Annotated in this window: 17 protein-coding genes; 12 read left to right on the top strand and 5 right to left on the bottom strand. The window is 61.5% G+C overall.

Annotated features, from left to right (window positions below):
- The first annotated feature begins 7 nt into the window (after positions 1-7).
- The 5 genes from D1222_RS02830 to D1222_RS02810 all read left to right on the top strand — a co-directional run bounded on the left by D1222_RS02830 (position 8) and on the right by D1222_RS02810 (position 7,426).
- Positions 8-1,396: a M16 family metallopeptidase gene (locus tag D1222_RS02830; RefSeq protein ID WP_119453698.1), complete on the top strand. Its 1,389-nt coding sequence runs from the start codon at positions 8-10 to the stop codon at positions 1,394-1,396.
- The gene (locus D1222_RS02825; RefSeq protein ID WP_119452713.1) at positions 1,389-2,882 is read left to right on the top strand and encodes a M16 family metallopeptidase; all 1,494 of its coding nucleotides are present in this window, start codon (positions 1,389-1,391) and stop codon (positions 2,880-2,882) included. The genes D1222_RS02830 and D1222_RS02825 overlap by 8 nt, the downstream gene beginning before the upstream one ends.
- A 287-nt stretch (positions 2,883-3,169) precedes the next feature.
- The gene (gene mutL, locus D1222_RS02820) at positions 3,170-5,080 is read left to right on the top strand and encodes a DNA mismatch repair endonuclease MutL (protein ID WP_119452712.1); all 1,911 of its coding nucleotides are present in this window, start codon (positions 3,170-3,172) and stop codon (positions 5,078-5,080) included.
- Entirely contained in the window at positions 5,081-5,752 is a 672-nt protein-coding gene (locus tag D1222_RS02815) for an HAD family hydrolase (RefSeq protein ID WP_119452711.1), read from the top strand.
- Between the two features lie 186 nt (positions 5,753-5,938).
- Positions 5,939-7,426, top strand: a complete 1,488-nt coding sequence (locus D1222_RS02810; protein ID WP_119452710.1) for a hypothetical protein — start codon at positions 5,939-5,941, stop codon at positions 7,424-7,426.
- Positions 7,427-7,504: 78 nt separating this feature from the next.
- Here D1222_RS02810 and D1222_RS15710 read toward each other — a convergent pair whose 3' ends face one another.
- Positions 7,505-7,669: a hypothetical protein gene (locus tag D1222_RS15710; protein ID WP_182481847.1), complete on the bottom strand. Its 165-nt coding sequence runs from the start codon at positions 7,667-7,669 to the stop codon at positions 7,505-7,507.
- Positions 7,670-7,817: 148 nt separating this feature from the next.
- Between D1222_RS15710 and D1222_RS02805 the strand changes: the two genes are divergently transcribed.
- Both D1222_RS02805 and D1222_RS02800 read left to right on the top strand, forming a co-directional pair.
- Positions 7,818-8,975 carry an alpha-hydroxy acid oxidase gene (locus D1222_RS02805; RefSeq protein WP_119452709.1) on the top strand — a complete coding sequence of 386 codons (1,158 nt, stop codon included), beginning with the start codon at positions 7,818-7,820 and terminating at the stop codon, positions 8,973-8,975.
- A gap of 29 nt (positions 8,976-9,004) precedes the next feature.
- Entirely contained in the window at positions 9,005-9,646 is a 642-nt protein-coding gene (locus tag D1222_RS02800; protein ID WP_119452708.1) for a class I SAM-dependent methyltransferase, read from the top strand.
- Between the two features lie 230 nt (positions 9,647-9,876).
- Here D1222_RS02800 and D1222_RS02795 read toward each other — a convergent pair whose 3' ends face one another.
- Positions 9,877-10,335 carry a YaiI/YqxD family protein gene (locus D1222_RS02795; RefSeq protein WP_119452707.1) on the bottom strand — a complete coding sequence of 153 codons (459 nt, stop codon included), beginning with the start codon at positions 10,333-10,335 and terminating at the stop codon, positions 9,877-9,879.
- Positions 10,332-12,425: an amidohydrolase family protein gene (locus D1222_RS02790; protein ID WP_119452706.1), complete on the bottom strand. Its 2,094-nt coding sequence runs from the start codon at positions 12,423-12,425 to the stop codon at positions 10,332-10,334. The genes D1222_RS02795 and D1222_RS02790 overlap by 4 nt, the downstream gene beginning before the upstream one ends.
- A gap of 143 nt (positions 12,426-12,568) precedes the next feature.
- Here D1222_RS02790 and D1222_RS02785 point away from each other — a divergent pair, with 143 nt between their 5' ends.
- From D1222_RS02785 to D1222_RS02765, 5 genes are all read left to right on the top strand, one after another.
- Complete coding sequence (locus D1222_RS02785) at positions 12,569-13,486, top strand: S1 family serine peptidase (RefSeq protein ID WP_119452705.1); 918 nt, start codon at positions 12,569-12,571, stop codon at positions 13,484-13,486.
- A gap of 64 nt (positions 13,487-13,550) precedes the next feature.
- Positions 13,551-14,849: a PQQ-dependent sugar dehydrogenase gene (locus tag D1222_RS02780; RefSeq protein ID WP_233348481.1), complete on the top strand. Its 1,299-nt coding sequence runs from the start codon at positions 13,551-13,553 to the stop codon at positions 14,847-14,849.
- Between the two features lie 163 nt (positions 14,850-15,012).
- A complete protein-coding gene (locus D1222_RS02775) occupies positions 15,013-15,432 on the top strand; it encodes a DUF2178 domain-containing protein (RefSeq protein WP_119452704.1) in 420 nt (139 codons plus the stop codon).
- A gap of 30 nt (positions 15,433-15,462) precedes the next feature.
- On the top strand, positions 15,463-15,885 hold the full coding sequence (locus tag D1222_RS02770) for a hypothetical protein (RefSeq protein ID WP_119452703.1): 423 nt from the start codon (positions 15,463-15,465) through the stop codon (positions 15,883-15,885).
- A gap of 4 nt (positions 15,886-15,889) precedes the next feature.
- Entirely contained in the window at positions 15,890-16,108 is a 219-nt protein-coding gene (locus tag D1222_RS02765; RefSeq protein ID WP_119380508.1) for a helix-turn-helix transcriptional regulator, read from the top strand.
- Positions 16,109-16,122: 14 nt separating this feature from the next.
- Here the strand turns inward: D1222_RS02765 and ttcA are convergent, their stop codons facing one another.
- The gene (gene ttcA / locus D1222_RS02760) at positions 16,123-17,001 is read right to left on the bottom strand and encodes a tRNA 2-thiocytidine(32) synthetase TtcA (protein ID WP_119452702.1); all 879 of its coding nucleotides are present in this window, start codon (positions 16,999-17,001) and stop codon (positions 16,123-16,125) included.
- Between the two features lie 204 nt (positions 17,002-17,205).
- A complete protein-coding gene (locus tag D1222_RS02755) occupies positions 17,206-18,942 on the bottom strand; it encodes an alpha/beta hydrolase (protein ID WP_119452701.1) in 1,737 nt (578 codons plus the stop codon).
- Positions 18,943-19,010: the final 68 nt, after the last annotated feature.

Here is a 19,010-nt window from a genome sequence, read left to right as displayed (position 1 = left end):
GAATATGATGAAAGCTTTTCTTGCGGGGGGTCTGGCAGCAGCAAGTCTTGGCGCCGGCCTCGCCTTTGCTGACACGTCGGAGGCGGAATGGACGCCAACGACTTTTGAACTCGAAAATGGAATGGACGTCGTCGTCCTTCCCGACAACCGCGCACCTGTGGTCACACATATGGTGTGGTACAAGGTTGGCGCGGTCGATGAAGACGAGGGCAAGTCCGGCATCGCGCACCTCTTTGAACACGTCATGTTCAAGGAAACCGACGATATCGGCCCTGACGAGTTCACCACCATCGTCCAGCGCAATGGCGGTCAGCTCAACGCTTTCACATCCTGGGACTACACCGCCTATTATGAGCGCGTGGCAAAAGGCCAGCTTGAGCGCATGATGGAGCTCGAGGCTGAGCGGATGACCGACCTCATCATCAATGATGATCCGGAAGGCCCGTTCATCTCTGAGCGCGACGTCGTCAAGGAAGAGCGCCGCCAGCGCATCGACAACAATCCGGGCGTCATACTGCAGGAGCAGGTGATGACCGCGCTCTATCAGGACCACCCTTACAACATCACCGTTATCGGCAAGATGGAAGAGGTCGGCGCGCTGACCCCGCAGGACGGTCTCGACTTCTACAACAAGTGGTACACACCATCAGAGGCGATCCTTATCGTCGCGGGCGATGTCACCCCTGAAGAGGTCCGCACCCTAGCTGAGCGCACCTATGGTCAGATCGAGTCGACCAGCGATGAGATCCCGCAGCGTGGCTGGCAGGACGTCCAGCCTCTGGCTGAGACCCAGCTTATCACTCACAGCGATCCGAAAGTCCGCCAGCCAGAATGGGAACGCTGGTATCTCTCCACCTCCTTCACGCAGGACCGCGACTTTGCCTACGCATTGAACGTGGCACTCGACGTGCTGGGCGGTGGCCGCACCAGCCGCCTCTATCAGGCGCTCGTCGAAGACCAGAAGATCGCCAACAATGCCTCCGCAGGTGCATGGCTGTCGCTGCACGACACGGCCCCGGCAGTCCTGTCGGCCTCCCCAAGCGATGGCGTATCTCTGGACGCACTCGAAGAGGCCTATATGGCTGTCGTGAACGACGTTCTGGCCAATGGCTTCACCGATGAAGAGGTTGAGCGCTCGCGCAATTCACTCGCCGCGTCGGCCATCTATCAGCGTGACAGCCAGGCTGGCATGGCGAACCTCTACGGTCGCACGCTTGCTGTTGGCGGCACGGTTGAGGATGTCATGAACTATCCAGACGACATCCGCCGCGTCACCGCTGACGACGCCATTGCCGCGCTCCGCCGCGTACTCGGCGAAGACAAGAACTATATCGAGGCCCACCTGCTTCCTGAAGAAGAAGAGCAGACCGCTGAGGAGAGCCAGACCGATGAATAAGCTCAAACTAGCTGCGGGCAGCGCAATGGCTGCCGCCCTTTTCGCTGCCGCGCCACTTGCGCTTGCGCAGGAACAGGCAACCACCGAGGGCTCGACCGGTATCGACGTGACCGTGCACGAAGGCGACTTCGCGACGATCCAGCAATTCACCACGCCCGGCGGCATTTCCGTCTGGCTGGTCGAGGAGCAGTCCATTCCGATCATGGCGCTTCGCATGGCGTGGGAAACCGGCTCTGCGACAGACCCGGAAGGCATGGAAGGCCTCACCGACGCGGTCACCTACCTCATGAATGAGGGCGCCGGTGACATGGACTCGCTCGCCTTCGCGACCCGCATGGAAGAGCTCAATATGGGCTTTAGCTGCGGCGCCGATAGCGAGACGACTTATTGCTCAGCCAACATGCTGACCGACAATGCGAACGAAGCGATGGAAATGATCGCCCTCGCACTCAACGAGCCGCGCTTCGACCAGGAGCCGTTCGCCCGTTTCCAGCGTGAAGAGCTGATCGGCATCCGCACGCGCGAAACCAATGCCGGCTTCCTTGCCGGTCAGGCGCGCGCGCAGGCTCTCATGCCGGACCATCCTTTCTCGCGCATCAAGACCGCTGACAGCATCAATGCGCTCACCACTGAAATGGTGGCACAGCGCAAGGACGCGATCATGGCAGGTGACCGCCTCTATGTGACCGCTGTCGGCGCGATGACACCTGAAGAGCTGGCCCCGCTTCTCGATGAAGCGCTGGCAGGCCTTCCGGCAACATCGAATGTCGAAGGTATCGAAGACGTGGCGCTCAATGATCCGCTGACGGCCCCCGTCGTCGTGGACCTGCCACAGCCGCAAAGCCTCGTGACCTTCACCGCGCCAACCATGGCGCGTGACGATGACGACTTCTTCCCCGCCTATGTGCTGAACTACACCTTCGGCGGCGGCGGCTTTGAAAGCCGCCTGATGAAGGATCTGCGCGTCGAGAAGGGCCTCACCTACGGTATCTATACCGGCATTTCGACCAGCGATCATCTCAACCTCTGGACGGGCGGCGGCCAGACCAAGAACGAAAGCGCGGCCGACTTCATCGCGGGCATCACCGCCCAGATGGAAACGATCGTTGCCGAGGGCATCACCGAACAGGAACTGTCTGACGCAAAAGCCTATCTCACTGGCTCTTACCCGCTTTCCTTCGACAGCAATGCGAAGATCGCGTCCGGCCTGATGAGCGCGCGTCTCGAAGACCTCGGCGTCGATTATTTCGACCGCCGCAACGCAATGGTCGAAGCGGTGACGCTCGAAGATGTGAACCGCATCGCAGCTGAATACCTTCAGCCATCGAACTTCACCTTCATCGTCGTTGGTGAGCCAGAAGGCATCGAAGTGACCGCCGACCTGCCAATGCCTGTGCTCGGCCAGATCGATGTCGACGAAGCTGGCGACATGGAAGAGAGCAATATCGACGAGGCCCCGGACGCCGTCCGCGACCCGAACCGCTAGGGTTCACCTCGTCGCAGAAATCGAAAAGGGCGGCCCCAACGGGCCGCCCTTTTTTGTATCCACGCGCCCCCTCCGCCCTGCCGGGCACCTCCCCCGTAAACGGGGGAGGATGGCACACCATCAGAGTAAGTCCTTCTTCCCCCGCACGCAGGGGAAGTGGCCAGCGAATGCGGGTCGAAGGGGGCTCTCTCGCTAAGATCCGTCGGCCACCGTCCCGAAAATGCCTGCCACCACACCGCCATCGCCCCCTGCAGCCCGCCCTCAAAGCCTGATACACTGACCGGCTCATGCCTGATTCTGCACGCCTCTCCGCCCGGCCAACGATCCGCCAGCTGCCTCCTGATGCGGTGAACCGTATCGCGGCAGGTGAAGTCGTCGAACGCCCGGCGGCGGCCGTCAAGGAGCTGGTCGAGAACGCACTGGACGCAGGCGCGCGCGCCATTTCTGTCACCATCGAAGGCGGCGGTCTCAAGCGCATCATCATCGAGGATGATGGCTGCGGGATGAGCGGGCCTGAGATCCTGATGGCGCTGGAGCGTCACGCGACCTCAAAGCTTGCGCCCGGCGAAGATGGCCGGATCGATCTCCTCAACATTCATACGATGGGCTTTCGCGGTGAGGCGCTGCCGTCCATCGCCAGCGTCTCGCGCATGACGTTGACCTCCAAGGCCGAAGGCGAAGATGCGTCTGAAGTCTTCGTTGAAGCAGGCCGCGTTGAAGGGCCAAAGCCCGCCGCCTGGACGGGCAGGGGAGAGACCGGCACGCGCATCGAAGTGCGTGACCTCTTCCATGCGACGCCGGCCCGCCTGAAATTCATGAAGTCGGAACGCGCCGAGACAATGGCCGTTACCGACGCGGTCAAACGCTTGGCCATGGCCAATGCGGACGTCTCCATCTCGCTCGAAAGCAATGCCCGCAACGTCTTCCGCTATGCCGCCCATCAGGCAACTCCTGAGGGCGATCTGGAACGTCTCGGCTCCATCATGGGGCGCGAGTTTCGTGAGAACGCCCTCGCCATTGAGGCAGAGCGCGACGGCGTTACGCTCTCTGGCTTCGCAGGCCTGCCGACGCTCAATCGCGGCAACGCCCAGTACCAGTTCCTCTTCGTGAACGGCCGCCCGGTAAAAGACCGCATGCTGACCGGCGTGATCCGCGCGGCCTATCAGGATTTCCTCGCCCGCGATCGCCACCCCATGGCCGCGCTCTTCGTCGATTGCGATCCGGAACTTGTCGACGTGAACGTGCACCCGGCCAAGACCGAAGTCCGCTTCCGCGATGCCGGTAATGTGCGCGGCCTCATCATTGGCACGCTGCGCCATACGCTGGCAGCTGCCGGCCACCGCGCCAGCACGACAGTGGCAGGCTACGCCCTCGGCAAGATGCAGGGCGAGGAACGCCCCAAGGACCAGCCCCTGCCGCAGCCATCGGTTTGGGACCGCTCCAGCCTGTTCCGCGACAGCTATGGCAGCACGCCGCCACGTCCGCAGGCACCGTCCCAGCCAATGCCGGATTGGGCCGCGCCGCAGGCGTCTGCCTCTGGCTTTGCTGAGGATGGCGGCCGCTACGATGCCCCGTCCGCCCGGTTTGAGCCTCAGCCAGAACCAACACAGCACGACTTCCCGCTCGGCGTCGCCCGCGCCCAGCTGCACGAAACCTATGTCGTCGCACAGACGCGCGACGGCATCGTCATCGTTGACCAGCATGCCGCCCACGAACGCCTCGTCTATGAGCAGATGAAAGCGCAGATGGCTGCCGACGGCGTCAAACGCCAGGCGCTCCTCATCCCCGAAGTGGTCGAACTCACCGAAGACGAAGCCGCCCGCGTCATCGACCGCGCTGATGAGCTCGCAGAGATGGGGCTAGAGATCGAAGCCTTCGGGGCAGGGGCCGTCTGCGTCCGCGCAACGCCCGCCCTCTTCGGCAATATGGACGCCGCAGGCCTCATCAAGGACCTTGCCGATGACTTTGCCGAGTATGAGGAAGGCCTCGCCCTGAAAGAGCGGTTCGAGGACATCATGGGCAATATGGCCTGCAAGGGCGGGGCGGTCCGCGCAGGCCGCCGTCTCAATGCCGACGAGATGAATGCGCTTCTCCGCCAGATGGAAGCCACGCCCTATTCAGGCCAGTGCAACCATGGCCGCCCGACCTATGTCGAGCTGAAACTCGCCGACATCGAAAAGCTATTCGGACGCCGCTAAGTGGAAAAACCAGAAGCTATCATCTTCGATTGCGACGGCGTTCTTGTCGATTCCGAGGTCATCGCCATAGCGGTAGAGCGTGAGCACCTGTCCACCTGGGGCCTTGTCTATGACGATGAAGAGTACCTCTCCCGCTTTGTCGGCCTCCATAATCGCGACTATCACGCCGCCCTCCGCCAGGACGCGCACGACCGGCGCATGGACCTGCCTGAAAATTTCCCGGCGATCATTCAGGCTGCGATCTGGACGCGCTTTGAGGCGGAACTTTCGGCAATAGACGGCGCGCTCGACCTCGCGACGGGTTTCGATGGACCCGTGGCGGTTGCCTCTTCCTCAGAGCGGGACAAACTCCACCGCAAGCTTGAACTGACAGGCCTCGCGCCCGCCTTCGGGGCCCACGTCTATTCCGCAGACCTCGTCGCGAATGGAAAGCCTGCGCCCGATCTCTTTCTCTACGCAGCAGACAAGTTGCGCACGCCTCCCGCACGGTGCCTCGTCATAGAAGACAGCGAAAACGGTGTGAGGGCGGGGCGCGCGGCGGGGATGACGGTCGCCGGCTTTACTGGCGGCGCGCATGCCGATAGAGGTCTCGCCGCACGTCTCGAAGCGGCAGGGGCACACATGATTGCCGCCTCATTTTCTGAAATTATTCAGATTGATAAGGCTCCGTAGCCAGAACGGCTCGCCCCATTATTCACAATCAAAATATGACGTATTTTCATATACTTAAGGCGATTCTGGTTCTCAGATTTCCTCTTTCGTGCCAATAGCGCCGGACCAAGCATAGCGCTGTGATTCGTATCCAGCGTTCAGGGGTCGCGGACTGTGAGGGCAGTGCGCGAATTGAAGGGAAATCTGATGAAACTCGCCACCTCGCTTTGCAGCGGCGTCGCCATCGCTGCCATCGTCTCACTCGCGCCTTTTGCGAGCGCCCAATCGCCAAGCAATGTAGAACTGCTTGCGCGTATCGAAAACCTCGAAGCGCAGAACGCTGCCCTGATGGCGCGTCTCGACGGCATGATCGAGGACAGCCAGATCGAGCGCGTTCCTGCAAGCGACGGCCCAGAGGTCGCAACCGACACGCTCGCAAACCGCACTGGCTTTGTCAGCGCGGACGCCGCCTATGGCTTCGACGTGCTCGATGCCGCAGAACACGTCAACAAGAAGCCGATCATCCAGCTCAAGGCGCGTGCCGAAGACCGCCTCGCCACGCCGCTCACCATCAGCGGCTCGATCATCGGCATCGCAAACTATCAGGACAGCAACCGCGACTCAAAGTTCGGCTACCTGATGCGCAACCCGACCTCTGCGAACCAGATCGGCGATCACGTCTCCGAAGCGCTGATCCACTCCGCCCAGCTCGGCTTCACAGCGAACTTCTCCGACTGGCTCACCGGCTATGCAGAGATCCTCTACAACCCGCAGCAGAACTTTGGCCCGGGTACGATCACTGGCCGCGACCGCAACCAGCTTCTCATGCAGCGCGCCTATCTCATGATCGGCGATCTTGACCGTTCGCCTGTCTTCGGTGTCGTCGGTAAGGTCGATATCCCGTTCGGCCTCAACGATACGGTCAGCCCATTCACCAACTCGACCAGCTGGCACTCCTTCGCTGGTCTCGCCTATGGCGCGCAGCTTGGCTATGTCGACGAGAATCTGATGATCCGCGCCATGGCGATCCAGGGCGGCGCCCAGTTCCGTGCGGCCAACGCGCCGGTCGAAGGAACTGTGGTGCCATCGCGCATCAACAATTTCGCCGTCGATGCGAACTACACGTTCAACTTCAACGAAGCCGACTGGATGATGTTGGGCGCCAGCTACCAGCACGGGTCTGCCTACTGCCAGAACTATCCGATCTTCCACTTCAACCCGTGTGACGACAACAACCCGGCCTGGGCTGCCTATGCGCAAGGCTCGATCGGCAATCTTGAGCTCCTCGGTGAGTTTGCCGAAACAACCGACGTGTGGCCGGGCTCTGCCGTTCCGATCCCGACCAACCCGCTCAGCGTCTTTGACGCCCAGAAGACGCGGTCCTGGACTGTCGGCGGCCGCTACGGCTTTGGCGACACGCTGCTCTCGGGCAAGCGTGACCACTACATCTCACTTGAATTCAGCAAGTTCCGCGCTGGCGAAGAAGGTGCCCCATGGGAGCGCCAGAACCAGTTCGTGCTCGGCTATTCACGCTACCTGATCGACAATGTGAACCTCTTCGCCGAGGCGATCCATGTCGATGGCTTTGCGCCGCTCAACTTCCTGACCGGCGGCAACTTCCCGGATGGCAGCACCTGGTCTGACAATGACGCCAAGACTGAAGTCATCCTGATCGGCGCGCACACCGCCTTCTAGGCATTGCCCCTCCCAGAACAGTTGTGCCCGCATGCCGTATCGGCATGCGGGCGCATTCGTTTTAAGGTCCACCGGCCTCTAATAGTTCGCGGGTGGATCACTTGCCGGGAAGGTCTCATCAAGCTCTTCATCGACCTCATCCCAGTCCTTCGGCGGGTTCTTCTGCGACTCCTTGCCAGCAGGCCGGATATTCTGGTCCTTGAGGCCCTCAGAGGCTTCCTTCTCGATTTCCTTGTCTTTCATGGCGGTCTCCAAAACAGACGGGTGATGATCGCAAAAACGCCGCCCTTTGGTCAGGCGTTCCCGCCCCGATCAAGATTGACGCAGTCTGTGCGCGAGCGTTATCGATCAGGATCGCTGGCCCGCCTGAGACGAGAAGAGCAGTCCTGAAATGAAGCTCAACCGCGCCACCAATATCCATGACCTGCGCAGCATGGCAAAGGCGCGCCTGCCGCGCATGGTATTCGACTATATCGATGGCGGCGCTGAGGATGAGGTGACGCTGAAGCATTCGGTTACCCGGTTTGACGACTACCAGCTGACCTGGCGCACCCTCCGCGACGTCTCCAAGATCGATTGTTCGACGACGATCATGGGGCAGAAAACGCGCCTTCCCTTCTTCATATCGCCCACAGCATCGACGCGGCTCTTCCATCCGGCGAAAGGTGAACTGGCCATGGCAGGGGCCGCCGATACGAAGAAGGTGATCTACGCCTGCTCCACGCTCGCCTCGCAGCCGCTGGAAGCGATCGCCGAGGCCAATCCCGGCCCTAAATGGGTCCAGCTTTATGTCTGGCGCGACAAGCAAATCGTGAAGACCTTCCTGAAGCGGGCAAAGGCGGCTGGCTTTACTGGCTGTGTCCTGACCGTCGACATGCCGGTCGCTGGCAACCGGGAACGCGATCCGCGCAATCATTTCTCTATCCCGCCAACCCCGAACCTGAAGGTCGCCAGCCAGGTGCTCGCCCGCCCGCGCTGGCTCTGGGACCTGATGCGGAGCCCGAAGATCACGCCAGCCAACTTCACCCATCTTCGCGGCGGCAATGCAGGTCAGACAGGCGGTGTCATCGGCTTCGTGAATGAGCAGTTCTCACGCTCGATCACCTGGGATGATGTCAGCTGGATGCGCGATGCCTGGGATGGCGGCTTTGCGATCAAGGGCATTTCGCGCGGTGAGGATGCAGAGCGCGCCATCGAGATCGGTGCGAACGCTGTCTGGGTCTCGAACCATGGCGGGCGCCAGCTGGATACGGCCGTGCCGGTGATCGACCTGTTGCCAGAGATCGCAGAAGCGGTGGCGGGACGCGCGGACATCATCGCGGATGGCGGCGTTCGCCGCGGCGCGCATGTCGCGAAGCTCCTGATGCGCGGGGCCACCGGCGTCGCGCTTGGTCGCGCCTCGCTCTATGGCCTCGGCGCAGGTGGGCAACGCGGCGTAGAGAAGGCGCTCTCCATTCTGGAAGATGAGTTCCGGCGCACCATGGCCCTTCTTGGCGCAACCCGTCTGGAAGAACTTGACCCGGACCTTTTACGAGCGCCAAAGGCTTGAGATTACGCTTCGTGGGGGGACAGCGGAAAATGAGAACAGCATCGAAGAGCGATCAGCGCTTCTGGGACAGGCTTGCGTCAAAATATGCGCGCCAGCCCATCTCCGATCAGGAGACCTATGAAAAGAAGCTCGCCATTACCCGCAAATATCTGACGCCGCAGAGCAGTATCTTTGAGTTCGGTTGCGGGACAGGTTCAACGGCGCTCCTGCATGCCCCGCATGTCGACTATATTCTCGCCACCGACCTGGCAGAGAATATGCTCGATGTCGGGCGGGTCAGGGCAGCGGAAGCCGACATCCAGAATGTCGATTTCCAGCGTATCGGCATTGAGGAGTTTGACCCGGCTGGCCACAGCTTCGACGTCGTTCTCGGCCTCAATATTCTTCACCTCTGCCGCGACCCGGACGCCGTCACGAGAAAAGTCCGCGCCCTCCTGAAACCGGGCGGCCATTTCATCCAGAGCACCGCCTGTCTGAAAGACGCGTCCTTCATCCTGCGGCTCGCCATTCCTGTCATGCAGGCGGTCGGCAAGGCACCCACTGTCAGCTTCCTTTCAGAAGACGACATCCTTTCCATGCTGGACCGCAACGGCTTCGACCTCACCGAAAGCCTGCGCACCGACAGCAGCATGTCCGCAAACTTCTACGTCGCCCAGAAGCGACAAGCGTAAGCCCCCTCCGCCCTGCCGGGCACCTCCCCCGTGAACGGGGGAGGATGGCGGTACGCAAAGTTGGTTTCTTATTCCCCCGCCCGCGGGGGAAGTGGCCCGCGAATGCGGGTCGATGGGGGCTCTTCTCGCCTCCGCCCTCATCCTGAGCGAAGTCGAAGGACGTGGGCGCGCCGGATATTCCGGAATCGTCTCAAAGATCTGCGTCACGCCCGACCGCGTCAGCAGCCGCCTCAGCGTCCCCGCTTCAGCTTCTGGATTTCCACTTCCAGTGCCGACAGGAAGTTGGACCGGTCAGCGGGCTTGAAAGCCGCTGGCCCGCTTGTCTGCTCGCCCATGCCGCGCAGGTCTTCCATGATAGCCCGCGTGGCGACCGCCTGACCGATGGAGTTTGCTGTGAACGGCTTGCCTTTCGGCGAGAGGACGCGCGCGCCAACCTTGATGCAGCGCTCTGCCAAGAGGATGTCGGACGTGATCACGATCGTATGCGGCCCGGACCGCTCGGCGATCCAGTCATCGGCGATGTCGGGGCCTTCAGCCACCGTCACCCGCGTGAACAGCCTGTGCTGTGGCACGCGCATGAAGCTGTTGGCGACCACGTTCACCGCCAGCTCATGGCGCAGCGCGACCTTGTACACCTCGTCCTTTACCGGGCAGGCATCCGCGTCGACATGGATGACAATGTCCGTCACTCGGCCTCAGCGCCTGCCGGTGCCACCACTTCAGGCGCGTCTACAAACGGCTCGATGCCGAAGGCCGGGTAGATCTCGCTCGGGAAGTAGGCGGTGCCATCCTTCATGACGAGCTGCACGGTCTTGATCGCTGCGAGGTCTTCAAGCGGGTCGCCCGGCACGAGGAAGAAGTCAGCCTTCTTGCTTGGTTCGATGGAGCCGATCTCGTCGCCCATGCCGAGATAGTCGGCCGCTTCCTGCGTGGAGCGGGTCAGGATCTCGCCGGGGGTGAAGCCGACATCCTGATAAAGCTCCATTTCGCGGTGCTGGTTGAACGCGCCGCCCATATCGGTGCCGAACCAGATCGTGATGCCGGCCTCGCGCATCATGGAAAGCGTTTCGACGATCTGGTCGAACGCGCCTGCATAGGCGGCGTCATCTTCCGGCGTCTCGATGTTAGACCAGGCCTGCTTTGCGCCGCGCTGCACACCGACCGGCATATGGTCGATATAGTCGGCCACGCCGGCACGTGTCTCGCCATTGCGTGAGAGCAGAAGCGCCTCATGGATGGCCAGCGTCGGGTCGATGGAGACATCATTCTCGACCATCAGGTCGATCGTTTCCTGAACCTGCGGGCTATCAAGATCGACATCCGGCAGGCGCGAGAGTGCCGTCAGGCGCAGCAGCGTGCGCGTATCTTCTTTAGGCTCGAGCACCCAGCCGAGCATCACCTGATTGATATGGGTCAGCTCATCATAGCCTGCCTCGATCATCGCATTGGCGCGCGAGAAAGCCGGAACATGGCCCGCCACCTTCAGCCCGCACTCATGCGCGATATCGACCATTTCAGGCACCCATTCGCCCTTCATGGAATTGTAGATCTTGATCATGAAGAAGTGGCCCGCCTCACACGATGTGCGGACCGCCTCATTGGCTTCTTCCTGATTGGTGACGATGATGCCGTTATTGGAATTATAGGGGCTCTTGCCCTCGATGAAGCTGGAGCGGACGATGCGCGGGCCCGCCAGCGTGCCATTCTCGATCTTGTCGATCAGCTCCCCCAGCACCTCATTGTCATTGCCCATGTCGCGCACAAAGGTGACGCCAGCCAGCACGTTCAGAAGGGCTGAGTTCTGGCCCATATGGCCGTGCATGTCGGAAAGGCCCGCGATCAGTGTGCCGCCATTGCCGTCAATGACATACTCACCTTCGCCGCTCGCATCGGCTGCCTCGATGGCGGTGATACGGTCGCCTTCGACAACGATAGAGGACGGCTCGCTCAGCGCCATGCTGGCCGGGTCATAGATGCGCACATTGGTGATGCGGACAGGCGCATCAAAGTTCTTCGCATACTCGGCCTGCAACTCTTCAAAACGCTCGGTTGAGTATTGCACCGCGCGCTCGCGCAGCATCACATCGTCGCCTTCAAAGCCTTCCTTGATAATCAGGAATTCCGGCGTGATGAGACCAAGATATTCCTCGCCCTCTGCGTCCATCAGAAAGTACGTCGGGTCGAGCTCTGGCCCGATCAGGCCATAGACCATGGCATCGACCGTTTCCTCACCCGCCGACAGCTGCACCCGGTCCAGCTCCTCAAGGCTGAGTGAGCCCGCAGGCAGCGCCGGCATGGAGCGGTCATCTTCGGCCAGCAGCGCGCCGGCATAGACGGCCAGCGCATAGGGCGTGCCCGACTGGGCGATATACATAGATGGCTCGCTGACATCTGCTTCGCCGCTCCCCGTTGAGTCAGTCCAGCTCGCTGCGCCATCTTCCAGGCTGAAGCTCTCCTCGACTGCATTGCCGAAGGTCGTATTGCCCGTAACCGTCCAGGAGACAGGAACACCATCCTCGTCCAGCGTGATCTCTTCGGCCATGGTCGGCCCGCGGCCATTGTTGCGATACTCGTAATCGACGGTGATGTCGTTGCCCGCCCGGTCGACGACCATGTCGCCAATCTTCGTGCCGCTCACCATGATTGTATAGACGCTCTGGCTCGCTTCTGCCGCTTCACCGGCAGTCTCTTCGGGAGCGGTTGCTGCCTCGTCGCCTGACGGATTCGAACAGGCGCCCAGCGCCAGAAGGCCCATTGCGGCCAGCCATCTATAAGTCATCGTCGGATACTCCCTCAGCCCGAATTTCGGATTTTCCCCATCAAAGCAGACCCGCGCGATGAAAGCGAGGGGCAGGGCTTCCCTCCGCCCGGGCAAGCTGCTTTGTTGACACCTGAAATGGGCCTGCGGGGAAGGGGACTACCATGCGCCTTAAACACGTCCTGAAACTGGCAGGGCTCTCCATGCTTCTGGGCGCGGCTAGCTGTGTCGCAGGCGGTGAGGAAGCCAGCATCATGGATTGGTCCGGCATGGTCTCGGTCCAGTACATGGAACGGCGCAGCGCCATGCATCAGTGCGGCGGCACGCTGATCGCCGAACGCTGGGTGCTGACCGCCGCCCATTGCGTCGAATACGCCGGCTCAGGCCCTAACGGCCGCATGACGCAATACGCCCCGGCTGATGACGGCACGATGGACGAGCGCGGGCCCCTTCGCGTCGCTATCGGCCGCGAACATCTTGGTGAGGGCGAGGATACGGCCACCTACGCCGTGACAGACATCCACATCCATCCCGCCTACACGGCCGGACGCTTCATCGAAGGCGCCGACATTGCCCTGCTTGAGATTGAGGCGGGCTATACCGGCCCCGTCATGCCGCTCAACGTATTTGAGGAGACGGTGGTAGAGCCTGTTCCCGGCGACTGGGTCATGGTGGCGGGCTATGGCAACACGTCAGCCGATGACGATTATTCCGGCGCGCTCAATGCGCGCGGGCGCGGCGTCTTCGCCCCCAGCCTCGCTCTGATGCAGGCAGAGCTTGAAGTCATCGACAATGAAACCTGCCGGGCAGAGCTTGGCGGCAATATCACAGACGAGGCATCGCTTCCCGACTGGCCAGAGGACGCCGTTCTCTGCGCTCGCGCGCCCGGCCGGGACGCCTGTTCAGGCGATAGCGGCGGACCGATCACGCTCACCTCCTACGATGGTTGGCCGGTCCAGGTTGGCCTCGTCAGCTGGGGCGTAGGGTGCGCAGAGGAAAACCTGCCCGGCGTCTACACCGCCCTTGCTCCCTACCGCGAATGGATTGCCGAAACGATCGGGGCGTCAGGCGTGGCCAGCTGATCGGCGGCGCCGGTTCGCCTCACAGGGTAATCGCGCCATCTTCTCCTCTCGAAGGAGACCCCTGATGATGCGTTCTATTTCCATTTCTGCCCTGCTGGCTGGTACCCTCTCTGCGTGCGGCACCACCGCTGATGCCCCCGTCTCCATTGGCTACGGCCCGTCGCCAGAGCTACCTGCGCCGTCCAACAGTCTCCTGCCGGTCGTGAATGTTCAGGAAGCGACGGGCTGGCCAGACGGCGACATGCCCGTTGCCGCCGACGGGCTGAGCGTGCAGGCCTTTGCCACCGGTCTCGATCACCCGCGCTGGCTGCACGTCCTTCCAAATGGCGACGTGCTGGTCGCCGAAACCAATGCACCGCCAAAGACGGGGCCTGACGGCATTCGCGGCTTCTTCATGAAACAGGCGATGGAAAAGGCGGGCGCTGCCGTGCCAAGCGCCAACCGTATCTCGCTCCTGCGCGATCGTGATGGTGACGGCGTCGCGGACGAAAAGCACGCTTTCCTGACCGGCCTCAACTCACCTTTCGGTATGCAGCTCGTCGGCGACACGCTCTACGTCGCCAATACCGATGCCATCGTCGCTTTCCCCTATGAGGCGGGCGCGACGGAGATCACCGCCCCGGGTGAAAAACTGACCAGCCTGCCCGCCGGGCCAATCAACTATCACTGGACCAAGAACATCCTCGCCTCCGAAGATGGCACGAAACTCTACGCCACGGTCGGTTCAAACTCGAACATCGCCGAAAATGGCATGGAGGCTGAAGAAGGCCGCGCAGCCATCTGGGAAGTCGATATTGCGACCGGCGAGAAGCGCCTCTTCGCCACGGGTCTGCGTAACCCAAACGGCCTTGCCTGGGCCAGCGATGGCAGCCTCTGGACCGCCGTCAATGAACGCGATGAGCTCGGCAATAATCTCGTGCCTGACTATGTGACCTCGGTTCAGGACGGCGCCTTCTATGGCTGGCCATGGAGCTATTACGGCCAGACGGTCGACACCCGCGTAAACCCCGCCAACCCTGACATGGTCGCCGCCGCCATCCCGCCAGACTATGCCCTAGGCAGCCACACCGCCTCGCTCGGTATTGAGTTCGCAGCCGGTGCCGACCTCGGTGAAACCTTCTCCGAAGGCCTCTTCGTTGGCCAGCACGGCTCCTGGAACCGCAAGCCTGCCGTCGGCTACAAGGTCGTCTTTGTTCCCTTCGATGGCGCAGAGCCATCTGGCATGCCCGTCGACGTGCTCACCGGCTTTCTCGAAGAGGGCAAGGCTCGCGGTCGCCCGGTAGACGTCGCCCTCGCCGATGACGGCGCACTCCTCGTCACCGACGATGTCGGCAACGTCGTCTGGCGCGTGGCCGCCAACTAGGCGAACGCCTCACCGAACTGACCTCCAAGCCAATCGCCACCTCATCCTGAGCCTGCCGAAGGATGAAGCGGACATTTCCCATGCTTGTAAAAAATAATTGACAGGTCAAAAATCTTTGACTACCTGTCGTGTCAGATATTTTTTACACGAAAGGAAGGCTCCCATGTCTTTCAGGGAAAAGTTCAACTGGATCATCGTTGTCGCCACGGCGCTGACGCTTGCCGCGCTCGGTTACTGGTATGTCGGCCAGATAGGGGAAGGCTCACCGGCAGAGTCCGCCGGGCCGGTCATCATCGCCTACATTGCCTGGTTCATTCTCATGACCATCGGCGCCATCGTCATCGCGGCGCGCGACCCGAAAGACGCCGAAGCGCCAAGCGATGAGCGTGACCGCATTATCAACATGAAGGCGGCCCTGCCGACCATGCATCTCTACGGGTTCGCGCTGACCGGCCTCATCCTGCTCATCTTCGTCTTCGACCTGAGCAAATGGGACGCGCTCTATGCGATTGTCGCCATCCAGCTTGCTGCGACCCTGCTCGAGGCGGGCGCCAAGATCCGCTTCTACCAGATGGCCGTCTGAGCCACCCCAGCCAACTCAAGGACTTCAAACATGTCTTTTCACGAAAAATCCGCCTGGGTCATGGGGCTCATCATGATCGCTGGGATGGCTTTCTACTTCAGGACGGTCGCCGCCATGTCGGAAGGGCTGGAGCAGCTCGCACCGCCCGTCCTGCCACTCGTTGTCGTCTACATCGTGGTAATCGTGGTGCTGTCGATCATCGGCCACATCGTAATTGCTGTCAGCAGACCTTCAGAAGCCGATGACATGATGGATGAACGCGACAAGCTCGTGGCCGCCCGCGCCGGCAACATTGCCGGTCTCGTGCTCGGCATTGGCCTCATCAGTGCGCTTGGCGGCTACCTCATCAATTATGATGGCAACCAGCTTTTCCACGCGGCCTTCGGCGTCCTGATGGTTTCGCAGATCGCAGAATACGCCGCCCGCATCGTCTATTACCGCGCCGAGGTCTGAGCCGATGGCCAAGCGTCCCCCCATCACAAACCGGGTCAAGGAGCTACGCGAAGCCCACGGGGCGATGTCACAGGCCGCTCTCGGTGAAGCGATCGGCGTCACCCGCCAGACCATTATTGCGATAGAGCAGGGGCGCTACTCCCCCTCGCTGGAAAGCGCCTTCCGCATCTCTCGCGTCTTTGGCGTCGGGCTGGAGGATGTGTTCGGCTGGGCCGGCGACTAGCGGGAGAGGGCCGTTTAGAACGGCACGTTCGGATCGTCCTCACCGGTGCCGCCCAGCGCCAGGCCCGCAAAGTCGAAGACGCGCGGATCGTGCAGATGGCTTGGCCGCACGGTCGCCAGCGCGTGCGCCATCACTTGCCGCACGCCAGGCTTCTTGCGCTCCCACTCATCCAGCATGGCCTTCATGGCCTGACGCTGCAGCCCGTCCTGCGACCCACAGAGGTTGCAAGGGATGATCGGAAATTCCATCGCCTCGGCAAACTTGGCAAGGTCGTCTTCGGCGCAGGTGATCAGCGGGCGCAGCACGAAAAGATCGCCCGCATCATTGAGCAGCTTTGGCGGCATCGCTGCCATCCGGCCCCCATGGATGAGGTTCATCATGAAGGTCTCGAGCGCATCGTCGCGGTGATGGCCGAGCACGATGGCCTCACAGCCTTCCTCGCGCGCAATGCGGTAGAGAATGCCCCGGCGAAGGCGCGAACACATCGAACAGAAAGTCCGGTTCTCCGGCACTTTTTCGGTCACGATCGAATAGGTGTCTTCGGTCTCGATCCTGTATTTGACGCCCACCCTGTCCAGCCATTCCGGCAGGACATGTTTTGGGAAACCGGGCTGTCCCTGATCGAGGTTGCAGGCAATCAGCTCCACCGGAAGCGCGCCCTGCCATTTCAGGTCGATCAGCGCGGCCAGCAGGCCATAGGAGTCCTTGCCGCCTGACAGGCAGATCAGCCATTTCGGCGGCTCGCCCGTGCGGGCCCGGTCAACCATGCCATACTGGTCCACCGCCTGCAGCGCGCTGCGCACGATCCGCTTGCGCAATTTCTTGAAGGACACGCTTTTCGGCACATCGGCAAAAAGCGGCGGGACCATCCCCGTCATCACATCGTCAGCCATGAGGGCGTCTATGCCATGGCGAAGGTGTGATGGGGAAGGAAAGCTTTCATGTTGTGGGCGAAAGGCCCCCTCCGCCCTGCCGGGCACCTCCCCCGTAAACGGGGGAGGAAGGCATCACGCCGATGGTGGTCCTTCTTCCCCCGCTTGCGGGGGAAGTGGCCCGCGAATGCGGGTCGAAGGGGGCTCTTTTGAACAGGCCCGCCCCTATTCATACACCACGGTCACCACGACACGCCGGTTCTGAACCTCGTCAACGCCGTCTTCAGTCACAACGGCAAGGTCATCCTCGCCATGTGCTGTCACGGTGATGATGGACGGGTCGACATCGAGCAGAACCAGCAACTCAACCACCTCTGCGGCCCAGAGTGCTGTCATCGCACGGCTGTCATCCTCTGCGAGAAGTGTATCGGTGTAAGTGTCAACGCGGACTTCGATCGGTTCACCGCGGGCCAGCGCCAGCATCAGCTCACCAGAAAAGTCGACGGGACGGAAGCTTGCGCGATCCTCGACCAGATAGGTGATGGTCTCGTCCTCTGGCGCGCCGGGTTCAACGCTGCGCGCGCCTGGCTCTGGCATACTATCGGTATCGGTCGAAGCAGGTGGAGGCGGCGGCGGCGCCATTGGCTGCGGAACGTCGGCTTCAGGCGCTTGTGATATATCCGTTAGCGGGAAAGCATCGCGGTACAGCGAGCATTCTTCATAGCCGGGCTCGATATCCGGGCGCACCCGGAAATATTCGAGGCCATCAGGCGTGCCTGCATAGCGAAGCCGCTCCAGCGCGCGCGCTTCGGGGTTGGCTTGCGCCATGGCGCACAGCATGTCGCCAAGGATGAAGGGATTGTCGGAATAATAGTTGTGGCCAAGGCCGAACAGCTCGGTCGCGACGCCCGTCGCATCCACTGTCTGATACGACTCGTTTTCGCGAATATAGGGCCGGTTGGTGTCTGTATCGCCGAGGCGCATCTTCTGGTTCACGATGTTTGAGACCTGCAGCGCCTTGTCCGCGTCAGATGTATAGATCGTGATGTTGGCGCGCATATTGTCGATGATGCCAGCCGTTGCGTCGAAGATCTCGCGGTCCACATCGGCGGCAACCAGGATGATCCGGAATTCGATGCCGCTCTCGCCATGGGTTTCGAGATAATCGGCCGCGAAATCTTCAAGTGCCTGCGTCAGCACCCGGTTGCCCATGGAATGGGCGACGATGTTGATCCGGTCGACATCGGCATTGGCGGTCAGCAGCTCGAGAAATTGCTCAAGATAGGCCGCTGAGGCGAGAGACCGGTCGCGGTCGCCCTGATAATCGTCAAGCGAGACATTGCCCGCAGATGGCCAGCTGAACAGCACCGGCACACCGACATCGAAGACATCGCGGCGTGACAAGTCGGTCGAGAGCTGGGCAGACCGGATCAATGCATCCTCAAACGGTGTGTTGAAGCCATGCACGAAGAGGAGAAGCGAGTAGGAATCGCGATCGATCAGCGCGTCATCGAGCTGGCTCAGAAAGCGTTCCTGACCGGCCGCCGTGATGCGGGTGATGAGGGCGTATTTCGCCAGTTCGCTCGGCTCTTCAGGGGGCTCGCCTTTCAGGAAAGGCGTCTCGCCGCGCTCACGTGAGCCACCTTCCTCGATCAGCTTCGGAAGCCAGATATCAGCCCGGCCTAGCGCCAGGGTTTCGCTGTCCTCTGCGACGACATCCTTCGTATCAACTTCGTCATCCTCGCCCGGGGCCGTGCCATCGGTCACGACTTTGCGATTGGTGCCGAAGAAGACGCGAACGCAGTCGACGGCGTTCTCGGTCGCCTCGTCGACGAGCTCGGTGCAATCATTGCCGAAATCGGGGTGATGCATGGTGGTCTTTGGCTGGATAACGAACCAGCCAATGGCGCCCGCCAGACCTGCCAAAATGAAAAAGAAGCCCCAGATCAGAACACGCTTCATGATCGTCCCCCAAACTCCACCTTGTGTAGCTATCACCACAGTGGCACGGCGATATCAAGGCGAGGGCC

Origin of the sequence: Henriciella algicola (assembly GCF_003576245.1) — a bacterium.
In the GTDB taxonomy this organism is placed as follows: domain Bacteria; phylum Pseudomonadota; class Alphaproteobacteria; order Caulobacterales; family Hyphomonadaceae; genus Henriciella; species Henriciella algicola.
The sequence above is the reverse complement of the archived record's forward strand: the minus strand, read 5'-3'. Positions and strand labels throughout refer to the sequence as shown.